This window comes from Phenylobacterium sp., from assembly GCF_036402295.1.
In the GTDB taxonomy this organism is placed as follows: domain Bacteria; phylum Pseudomonadota; class Alphaproteobacteria; order Caulobacterales; family Caulobacteraceae; genus Phenylobacterium.
Genome location: NZ_DASWTE010000398.1, coordinates 1 through 9,777 on the forward strand (window position 1 = coordinate 1; position 9,777 = coordinate 9,777).

A 9,777-nucleotide genomic window follows, 5' to 3' on the forward strand; every position below is an offset into this window, starting at 1 on the left:
TCCATCGTGATCGGGCAGCCGAGGCAGGCCACGCGCTGCAGCTCGGGCTTTGCCGGCGCCGGGATCTCCGAGCGCGGACGGCCCACGAGATGCTGGTGGCCGCGCGCGTTGCAGGTGTCGTTGGCGGGTGGGGGCGCAGCGGGCGGCGACGGGCCGGACTCCGGGGCGGTCGAACAGGCCGACAACCCGAGCAGCGCCGCGATGATGTTCGCCTGCCTCATGCCTGCTTCTCCCATCCGCGCGCCTGCTGCTTCCAGTACGACACCGGAAAGCCCTTGGCCTTCACAGCGCTCCACTGGGCGCGAGCGTTCCGCAACTGGTCCTCGTCGCCGCCGTCGAACAGCACCACGCAGCGCTGGTAGGCCGACAGGTCGCCCGGCTCGGCCCCGTCCACGAGGAACAGGGCGTCGGCGGCGTTGGGATTGTCAGCCTGGGTCGTGAGCAGGATCGGCTGCCGCGCCGCGCCGGGCTCGTCGGCCGGCGCATGCGGCAGGAAGCTGTCGTCGCGGTACGCCCAGAGCCAGCCGTCCAGGTGCTCGATCCGCTCGGGGACGGACGAGCGCACGACGGCCTTCCAGCCGCGCTGCAGGGTCTTCTCGAGCAGCTCCGGCAAGGCCTGGTCCAGCCCGGTGCGCTCCAGGTGGTAGAACCAGACCTCGCAGGACGCCTCAGGCAACTCAGCCCTCGTACTTGTCACGCACCATCCGGTTCAGCAGCCGGATGCCGTAGCCGACGGCGCCGTCGGGAATGGTCGGCACGGTGGACGGCTTCTTCCAAGCCGTCGACGCAATGTCGAGGTGAGCCCATGGCACGCCGTTGACGTACTTCTGCAGGAACAGCGCGGCGGTGATCGAGCCGCCCGGCCGGCCGCCGGTGTTCTTCATGTCGGCGATCATGGAGTCGATCTGCTTGTTGTAGGCGTCGGGCAGCGGCATGCGCCACAGGCCCTCGTCCTCGGCCTTGGCGGCCGCCAGCAGGTTGTCCGCCAGTTCGTCGTTGTTCGAGAAGCAGCCGGCGTAGTCGTTGCCCAGCGCGATGATGATCGCGCCCGTCAGAGTGGCGAGGTTGACCATGAACTTCGGCTTGAAGCGGTCCTGGCAGTACCAGAGCGCATCGGCCAGCACGAGGCGGCCTTCGGCGTCGGTGTTGATCACCTCGATGGTCTGGCCGGACATGGAGGTCAGCACGTCGCCGGGACGGTAGGCGTTGCCGTCCGGCATGTTCTCGACAAGGCCCAGGATGCCGACTGCGTTCACCTTCGCCTTGCGGGCGGCCAGGACATGCATCACGCCGGCGACTGTGCCCGCGCCGCCCATGTCCCACTTCATGTCTTCCATGTTCTCGGCCGGCTTGATCGAGATGCCGCCGGTGTCGAAGCAGACGCCCTTGCCGACGAACGCGATGGGCTGGGCCGTTTTGTCGGCCGCGCCGTTCCAGCGCATCACCACGAGCTGGCTGTCACGGATGCTGCCCTGCCCGACGGCCAGCAGCGAACCCATGCCCAGCTTCATCATCTCGGGTTCGCCCAGGATCTCGACCTCCAGGCCCAGGGTCTCGAGCGCCTTGGCGCGCCTAGCGAACTCGGCCGGGAAGAGGACGTTCGGCGGCTCGGAGACGAGGTCACGCGTGAAGCTGATCGCATCGGCCACGGCGGCGAGGTCCGGGAAGGCGGCGAGCGCCGCGTCGGGCTCGGACGTGGCCACTTCGGTCTTGACGATCGACGGCTTCTTCTCGGCCGGCTCCTTGGTCCGGTACTTGTCGAACCGGTAGCTCGCCAGGCGCACGCCCAGCGCCGCATGCGCGGCTGTCTCGGCGGCGCCCGCGCCCTCGACACGCAGCACCTCCAGGCCCGAGGCCTTCACGGCGTTGTAGCCGCTGGCGGCGGCATGCTCGGCGCCGATCGCGTCGAAGCCGTCGCGCTTTCCCGCGCCGACCAGCACCAGTCGGGCGCAGCCCAGGCCCTGGGGCGCGAGGATGTCCAGCGTCTGGCCCTTGCCGCCGGTGAACCGGCTGGCGGCCACCGCCTGTCCGATGGCGCCCTCATGGGCGTCGCCTTCGAAGACGATGCGGGCGACGGCGGTCTTGGCGGGAATCGCGGCCCCGGCCGCGACGAACTCGATATCCATCGTAGGTGTTCTCTCTGGGCTCTATCCGTACGGCTACGGTCTGGTTGTGCGCCGCGGCGACGCATGGTTTAGAACAGGTCGGCGGACGGGGCGCGCTGAAAACTCGGGCTCGGACCGCTTTTTGCACGATGCGTTTGATCGACCGATATCTCTTGCGCCAGCTCCTGGGGCCGGTGGCCCTGGCCACCCTGGCGCTGACGGCGGTCGCGCTGCTGAGCCAGAGCCTGGCGGGCCTCGATCTGATCGTGAACCAGCGCCAGAGCGCGCTCGTGTTCCTCAAGATCACGCTGCTCTACATGCCGCAGCTCATCAATCTGATCCTGCCGATCGCGGTGTTCGTGGCGGCGCTGGTGGCGCTGAATCGGCTGCACACCGAGCAGGAGATCGTGGTCTGCTTTGCGGGCGGCATGAGCCGCTGGCGGGTGATCTCGCCGGCCATCCGTCTGGCTTGCACGGTCGCCTTCCTGGCGCTCCTGATGAACATCTTCGTCCAGCCGCTGTCGTTCCGAGCGCTGCGCCAGGAGCTGTTCGAGGTGCGGACCGACCTTGCGGCGACCCTGGTGCGCGAGGGTGAGTTCACCGAACCCTCGCCGGGCCTGACGGTCTACGCCCAGAGCGTCGACGGCCAGGGCAACCTGCGCAACCTCTTCATCCACCAGATCAAGCCGGACGGGGCGACCACCACCTACACCGCGGACGAGGGTCGCGTGGGCCGCGCGCAAGGCCGGCCGGTACTGCTCATGAAGCACGGCACCAACCAGGAGTTCTCCAGTCGCGGGGTGCTGAACTACCTGACCTTCGACGAATACATCTTCGACCTGGCTCCGCTCGCAAGAGCCGACGAGCTGATCCACTACAAGCCCTCCGACCGCTATCTCCACGAGCTGTTCTTCCCGGACCTGCAGCAGGACTGGGAGCGGAGAAATCGCCTGCAGCTGCTGGCCGAGGGCAACGCCCGCATCGCCTCGCCGCTCTACAACATCGCCTTCATGGCGTTGGCGCTGAACGCCATCATCGGCGGTGGCTTCTCGCGCTTGGGCTACGGTCGACGGATCGCCGCCATGGGCGCGGCCGCTGCCGGCGTCCGTCTCGTGGGTTTCCTCGTGCAATCCGGGGCCGAGGACGAGGCCTGGCTCAACGTACTGCAGTACCTCGTTCCGCTGGCGACGATCTGGGTGGCGCTGGCGCAGATCTTCCGCGGCAAGGTCAACCGCTACATCGACATCACCAAGCGACCCGTCCAGCTGGTCGGCCGGGCCGAGGCGCGCGCATGACGGGCCTGGGCCGCATCGAGCGTTACGTGGTCGGCTACACCCTGCTGGGCGTGGTGACCTGGCTCGCGATCCTCTCGTCGGTCGTGATCCTGATCCAGTTCGTGGAGCTGAGCGGCCAGGTGGGCACGCGCGCCGACGTCGGCGCGAGCAGCATCCTGCAGCTCACCATGCTGCGGGTGCCGTCGCTGATTCAGATCCTGCTACCGTTCTGTTTCCTGTTCGGCGGCATCAGCGCCTTCGTCGGCCTGAACCGGCGCAGCGAGTTGGTGGCCATGCGGGCGGCCGGGGTCTCAGCCTGGCGCTTCATCCTGCCCTCGGCCGGCGCGGCGATGGCGCTGGGCGTCTTCGCCGTGGGCGGCCTGAACCCGATGGCGGCCGCCCTGAACGCCCAGTTCGAGCTGCAGCGCGCCCGGATCATGGCCAACTACCTGGGCGACCAGCCCAAGGACATCTGGCTGCGCCAGGGTGACGCCACCAGTCAGATCGTCATCCACGCCAAGACCCGCGACGCCCGTCAGGGCGCCGTGACCCTGCGCGGCGTGTCGCTGTTCATCTACGAGAAGACCGACAGCGGCATGCCGGTCTTCCGTCGTCGTCTGGAGGCGCGCGAGGCGACGCTCATGCCCGGCTTCTGGCGCCTTAAGGACGTGCGCGAGGCCACGGCGGGCGATTCGTCGATCCGGTCCGACACGCTGACGATCCGCTCCACCCTCGACGCCGAGGCGGCCATGGAGAGCCTGGCCTCGCCCGAAGCGATCGCCTTCTGGCGCCTGCCGAAGGCGATCCAGCTCACCGAGCAGGCCGGTTTCTCGGCGTCGGGCTATCGGCTGCGCTTCCATCAGCTGCTGGCGACCCCCCTGCTCTTCGCAGCGATGGCGGTCCTGGCGGCGGCGTTCTCGCTGCGGCTGACCCGGCTGGGCGGGCTTGCCGGGCTGGCGGGCGCCGGTGTGGCGCTCGGGTTCGTCCTGTTCTTCTTCAACCAGTTCGCCGGCGCGCTGGCCAAGGCCGACATCATTCCGCTGTTCGCGGCCGCGTGGGCGCCGGCGGTCGTCGCCGCGCTCGCAGGGGTCACCCTCCTTTGCTACACGGAAGACGGTTGAATCGTTGGCCTGCGGAGCTAGACATCGCAGGCGTGACACAATAGCGCCGCCGGGCCGCTGCCTAAGCTTCGCGCCGTAGGGGATCGAGAGGGTTGATGAGTCCGCGTCGGCGTTCGCCGTCTGCCGCTGGTAAGCGCGCCCTTCTCGCCGGCGCCGCGGTCGCGTTGCTGTGGACGGCGTGCGCCCACGCGCAGACGGCCAAGGGCCCGTCGGACGGCCTCCAGAAGGACGAGATGTACATGGAGGCCGACGAGGTCCTCCGTGACGACGACGTCGGCCTCACCACGGCCACCGGCAACATCGAGGTCCGCTACAACGGCCGCACGCTGCGCGCCGACAAGCTGGTCTACAACGACCGCACCGGGGTGATCCGCGGCTACGGCCACATCGTGATCATCAACAGCGACGGCACGTTCGAGTACGCCGACGAGATCGTGCTCGACGACGAGATGGTGGCAGGCGTCGCGCTGGGCTTCTCCGCCCGCCTGCAGGAAAACGTGAAGATCGCCGCCGCCAGCGCGGCGAAGCGCAACGAGAACATCGAAGAGCTCAACAAGGCGATCTACACGCCCTGCGAGATCTGCGCGGCCGATGGGACGCCCAAGCGGCCCACCTGGTCCATCGCCGCCGAGCGGGTGATCCGGGACAAGAAGCGGCGCGTGGTCTACTACCGCAACGCCCGCTTCCGCCTGTTCGGCGTCTCGGTGGCCTACCTGCCGCTCTTCTGGCACGCCGACCCGGCCGCGCCGCGCTCGTCCGGCTTCCTGGTGCCGAAGGCCTCGGTCTCGGATCGCCGCGGCCTCTCGTACGAGCAGCCATACTACTGGGTGATCTCGCCCTCGACCGACCTGACGATCAGCCCGCAGATCAACACCAAGATCGCGCCGTTCCTGAACGCCGAACTGCGCAAGCGCTTCTACTCGGGCGACGTCGACATCCGCTTCGGCTACACCCACGCTCGCGACTTCGACGGCAAGGGCAACGAGCTGCCCGGCACCTCGACCGACCGCAGCTACATCCTGGGCCGCGGGTCGTTCCAGATCGACGAGAAATGGCTCTGGGGGTTCACCGCCGAGCGGGCCTCGGACGACCTGATCTTCGACAAGTACGAGGTCGGCAAGGTCTATATCAGCCGCGGGCCCTACATCGCCGACGACCGCCGGCTGATCTCGCAGATCTATTCGATCCGGCAGGACGAGCGCTCGTACCTCTCGGTCGCGGCGATGACCATCCAGGGCCTGCGCCCAGGCTCCATCGACCCGGTGACCGGCTTTGCCTCGGGCGAGAACGATCGGGTGTTCCCGATCATCGGACCGCTCGTGGAAGGCCACTACGAGCCGGCGCCGAAGATCCTGGGCGGCCGGCTGCGCGCCCACACCAGCGCCGTGGTGCTGAGCCGCGAGCAGTCGCCCACCGACCTTTCCCAGCGCCTTCCGGGCCTGGACAGCGCACGCATCTCCGGCGAGCTCGACTGGCGGCGCGCCTACATCTCGTCGGCCGGCCTTCGACTGGAGCCGTTCGTGACGGCGCGCGCCGACGCCTACCGCATCCAGGACATCCTGACCGGCGTGGGCTCAGCGACCCGGAAAGACAACATGACCCGCGGCCTCGCCACCGCGGGTGTCGATATCACCTACCCGTTCTTCAAGCGGACCAGCGACGCCACGATCGTGCTGGAGCCCATCGCCCAGATCGCCGCCTCCCCCAACGCCAAACAGGTGGTGATCGGCCGAACGACGACGGGCGACCCGATCTACCTCAACGAAGACTCCGTCGCCTTCGAGTTCGACGAGACCACCCTGTTCCGGCCGAACAAGTTCCCGGGCTACGACCTCTACGAAGATGGCGTGCGTCTGAACGTGGCGGGCCGCGCCTCGGTGATGTGGGATGACGGGCGGCGCGCCAACTTCCTGATCGGCCGCAGCTTCCGCACCGAAGAGAACGCGGTCTTCACCGACCGCAGCGGCCTGCGCACCAAGGCCTCGGACTGGATCGTCGCGGCCGACGCCCAGCCGATCCGCGGCCTGTCGATGTTCGCCCGCGCCCGCCTGGACAGCAACAGCCTGGACGTCCACCGGCTCGAGGCCGGAGCCAACGTTTACAACAAGTACGGCTCGGGCTTCGTCCGCTACCTGACGGACGACTTCGACATCAACGGCGCCAAGCGCGAGAACCTCGACCTGGGCGGCGAGGTCTACGTCGGCAAGAACTATGGCGTCAGCTTCTACGGCAACCGCGACCTGTCGCAGGACAGCTGGGTCATCCGCGACGTGGGCGTGTTCTATCGGGACGACTGCCTGCGGGTAGATGTGATCTATCGCCGCGAGGACACGATCATCGGTCGTCTGCTACCCAGCGAGTCGGTGTCTGTGCGCCTAACGCTCGCCACATTGGGCGGCTCATTCAGTGGGCGGTAGAATGGTCGCCGAACTGCGATACTTCGAAGGAATTTCTGGTCAATGAAGCGTCATCTGTCAGGCTCCGCGGCGCTTGGCGTGGTTTTCGCCTGCGCGCTCGCAGCTGCGCCGCAGGCTATCGCCCAGCAGCCTGAGCCTGCCCCCGTCGGTACGGCTCCGGCCGAGGCGCCCGCCGCGCCCGCACCGCCGCCTCCGCCGCAAGGCCTGTCCGAATCCGTGGCCGCGGTCGTGAACGACGACATAGTCTCGACCTACGACCTGGCGCAGCGCATGCGCCTGCTCATCGCCACGTCGGGCGTACAGCCCACCCAGGAGAACCTGCCTCAATTCCAGCGCGAGGCCCTGATCTCGCTCGTCGACGAGCACCTGCAGTTCCAGGAGCTGCGCCGCGTCGAGAAGGAGCAGAAGATCGAGATCATCGCTGACGACAACGACGTCAACGAAGACATCGACGACATGGCCAAGCAGAACAACATGGACCGCACGCAGTTCATGGCCTTCCTGGCCTCGCGCGGCATCGGCGCGGACACCCTGCGCCAGCAGTTGCGCGCCCAGATCAGCTGGGGCCGCTGGATCCAGGGCCGTTACGGCTCGCGCCTGCGGGTCGGCGACGACCAGATCGCGGCCGCCCAGGCCCTGCTCTCCGCCCAGGCCAGCAAGCCGCAGTACCAGATCGGCGAAGTGCTGATCGATTCCAACCGCGTGGGCGGCATGCCGCAGGCCCTGGCCGGCGCCCAACAGCTGGTGCAGCAGATGCAGCAGGGCGCGCCCTTCCCGGCCGTCGCCCGCCAGTTCTCGGCCCTGCCCACCGCGGCCAACGGCGGCGACGCCGGCTGGGTCAGCCCGGGCGAAATGCCGCCCGAGGTGGAGGCCGTGCTCGAGCAGATGCGTCCCGGCCAGCTGTCGCAGCCGATCCAGGTGCGCGACGGGGTCTACATCCTCTATCTGCGCGACAAGCGCGCGGGCGGCAGCGCCACGCTCGTGAACCTTAAGCAGGCGGCCGTATCCCTGGCCCAGGGCGCGACGGCCGACGACGAGGCTGCGGCACGCGCCAAGCTGACTGCGCTCAAGCCGCAGATCACCAGCTGCGCGACGCTGGAAGCCACGGCCGGCAAGGTCCAGGGGGTCGTCGCGGGCGACCTGGGCGAGGCCGAGGTCGCCGACCTGGCCCCGCAGTTCCAGGACGCGGCCAACAAGCTGAAAGTGGGCGAGGTGTCCGACCCGATCCGCACGTCGGCCGGCCTGCACCTGGTCGCTGTCTGCGGCCGCCGGGCCGCCGGTGGCGAGATCGCCGACAAGGAGCAGATCGAGCGTCGCCTGCGCGGCCAGCAGCTCAGCATGATCGCGCGGCGCTACATGCGCGACCTGCGCAACTCGGCCACCATCGAGACCAAGTGAAGTCCGGGCCGCTCGCCCTCAGCCTCGGCGATCCGGCCGGCATCGGCCCCGAGATCGTCGTCAAGGCGTGGCGGGCGCTGCGGAGCGAGCAGGTTCCGTTCCTCGTGGTCGGCGACGCCCAGGCCGTGGCCTCGGCGCCGACCGCCAACGCCGCCAGCGTACGGGCGATTTCCGCGCCCGAGGAGGCCGCCGGCGTCTTCCCGGACGCCATCCCGGTCCTCGACCTGCCGCTGCGGGGGCCCGTGGTCGCGGGCCAGCCGACGCCTGCCGCGGCCGGCGCCATCGTCCAGTGGATCGAGACGGCCGTGGGCCTGGCGCTGTCGGGCGCGGTCTCCGGCGTGGTGACCGCGCCCATCGCCAAGGCGCCGCTCTACGCGGCCGGCTTCAAGTTTCCCGGCCATACCGAGTTCCTGGGCGAGCTCACCGCCGCCGCCAGCTTCGACGGCGCGCGCGGGCCGATCATGATGCTGACCGCCGGCGACCTGCGGGCCACGCTGGTCACGGTGCACGAGCCGCTCAGTCAGGTGGCGGGCAAGCTCACCATCGAGACCATCGTGAATGCGGGCCTCGTCACGGCCCAGGCCATGCGGCGCGACTTCGGGATCGCCAAGCCGCGCATCGCCGTGGCCGGCCTCAACCCGCACGCCGGCGAGAGCGGGACCATCGGCCAGGAAGAGGTGAAGATCGTCGATCCCGCCGTGCGCGCGCTGCGCGACCTGGGCGTCGACGCCAAGGGGCCGTACCCGGCCGACACCTTGTTCCCCGCCGAGGTGCGCACGACCTACGACGCCGTGGTCTGCCTCTACCACGACCAAGCCCTTATCCCGGTGAAGATGCTGGACTTCTGGGGCGGCGTGAACGTGACCCTCGGCCTGCCGATCGTGCGCACCTCGCCTGACCACGGCACAGCCTTCGACATCGCCGGCCGCGGAATCGCCCGGCCCGACAGCCTGATCGCCGCCATCCGCCTGGCCGACGAGATCGCGAAGCGCAGGAGATGAGCCTCGACCAGCTGCCGACCCTGCGCGAGGCGCTGGAGACGCATGGCCTCTGGGCCAAGAAGGCGTTCGGCCAGCACTTCCTCCTCGACCTCAACGTCACCCGCAAGATCGCGCGCCTGGCCCAGGTGGGCGAAGGCGACCACGTCATCGAGGTGGGGCCGGGCCCCGGCGGCCTGACCCGGGCGCTGCTGGAGACCGGCGCGAAGGTCACCGCCATCGAGAAGGACGAGCGGTTCCGGCCGCTGCTGGCCGAGGTCGCGGACGTCGCCCCGAACCTGGAGCTGGTGTTCGGCGACGCGCTCAAGGCCGACGAGGCCGCCATCGCCGCCGGGCGGCCCGCCCACCTGGTCTCCAACCTGCCCTACAACGTCGGCACACCGCTGCTCATCAAGTGGCTGACCGGCCCATGGACGCCCGCCTCGCTGACGCTGATGTTCCAGCGCGAGGTGGCGGACCGGATC

General features: G+C 69.1%; 8 protein-coding genes and 1 pseudogene. 6 read left to right on the forward strand and 3 right to left on the reverse strand.

Annotated elements, in window-relative coordinates; genetic code table 11:
- The 3 genes and pseudogenes from VGD44_RS23040 to VGD44_RS23050 all read right to left on the reverse strand — a co-directional run.
- Positions 1-221: pseudogene (locus VGD44_RS23040) on the reverse strand (proteinase inhibitor i78); the annotation flags it as partial.
- Positions 218-676, reverse strand: coding sequence for a DNA polymerase III subunit chi (locus tag VGD44_RS23045; RefSeq protein ID WP_331090725.1), 459 nt, complete (start codon positions 674-676; stop codon positions 218-220). The gene VGD44_RS23045 and the pseudogene VGD44_RS23040, both read right to left, overlap by 4 nt.
- A gap of 1 nt (position 677) precedes the next feature.
- Positions 678-2,126, reverse strand: coding sequence for a leucyl aminopeptidase (locus tag VGD44_RS23050; protein ID WP_331090726.1), 1,449 nt, complete (start codon positions 2,124-2,126; stop codon positions 678-680).
- Between the two features lie 128 nt (positions 2,127-2,254).
- On the opposite strand from VGD44_RS23050, the gene lptF reads away from it, so the two are divergent.
- The 6 genes from lptF to VGD44_RS23080 all read left to right on the forward strand — a co-directional run.
- On the forward strand, positions 2,255-3,400 hold the full coding sequence (gene lptF, locus VGD44_RS23055) for an LPS export ABC transporter permease LptF (protein WP_331090727.1): 1,146 nt from the start codon (positions 2,255-2,257) through the stop codon (positions 3,398-3,400).
- Positions 3,397-4,500 (forward strand): LptF/LptG family permease, encoded by a 1,104-nt coding sequence (locus VGD44_RS23060; RefSeq protein ID WP_331090728.1) that lies wholly within the window; start codon positions 3,397-3,399, stop codon positions 4,498-4,500. The genes lptF and VGD44_RS23060 overlap by 4 nt, the downstream gene beginning before the upstream one ends.
- A 95-nt stretch (positions 4,501-4,595) precedes the next feature.
- Complete coding sequence (locus VGD44_RS23065; RefSeq protein ID WP_331090729.1) at positions 4,596-6,917, forward strand: LPS-assembly protein LptD; 2,322 nt, start codon at positions 4,596-4,598, stop codon at positions 6,915-6,917.
- A 42-nt stretch (positions 6,918-6,959) separates the two neighbouring features.
- A complete protein-coding gene (locus tag VGD44_RS23070) occupies positions 6,960-8,315 on the forward strand; it encodes a peptidylprolyl isomerase (RefSeq protein ID WP_331090730.1) in 1,356 nt (451 codons plus the stop codon).
- The gene (pdxA, locus tag VGD44_RS23075) at positions 8,312-9,316 is read left to right on the forward strand and encodes a 4-hydroxythreonine-4-phosphate dehydrogenase PdxA (RefSeq protein ID WP_331090731.1); all 1,005 of its coding nucleotides are present in this window, start codon (positions 8,312-8,314) and stop codon (positions 9,314-9,316) included. Before VGD44_RS23070 ends, pdxA begins: the two co-directional genes overlap by 4 nt.
- The coding region (locus tag VGD44_RS23080; RefSeq protein ID WP_331090732.1) for an rRNA adenine dimethyltransferase family protein at positions 9,313-9,777 on the forward strand (465 nt) is incomplete at its 3' end. The genes pdxA and VGD44_RS23080, both read left to right, overlap by 4 nt.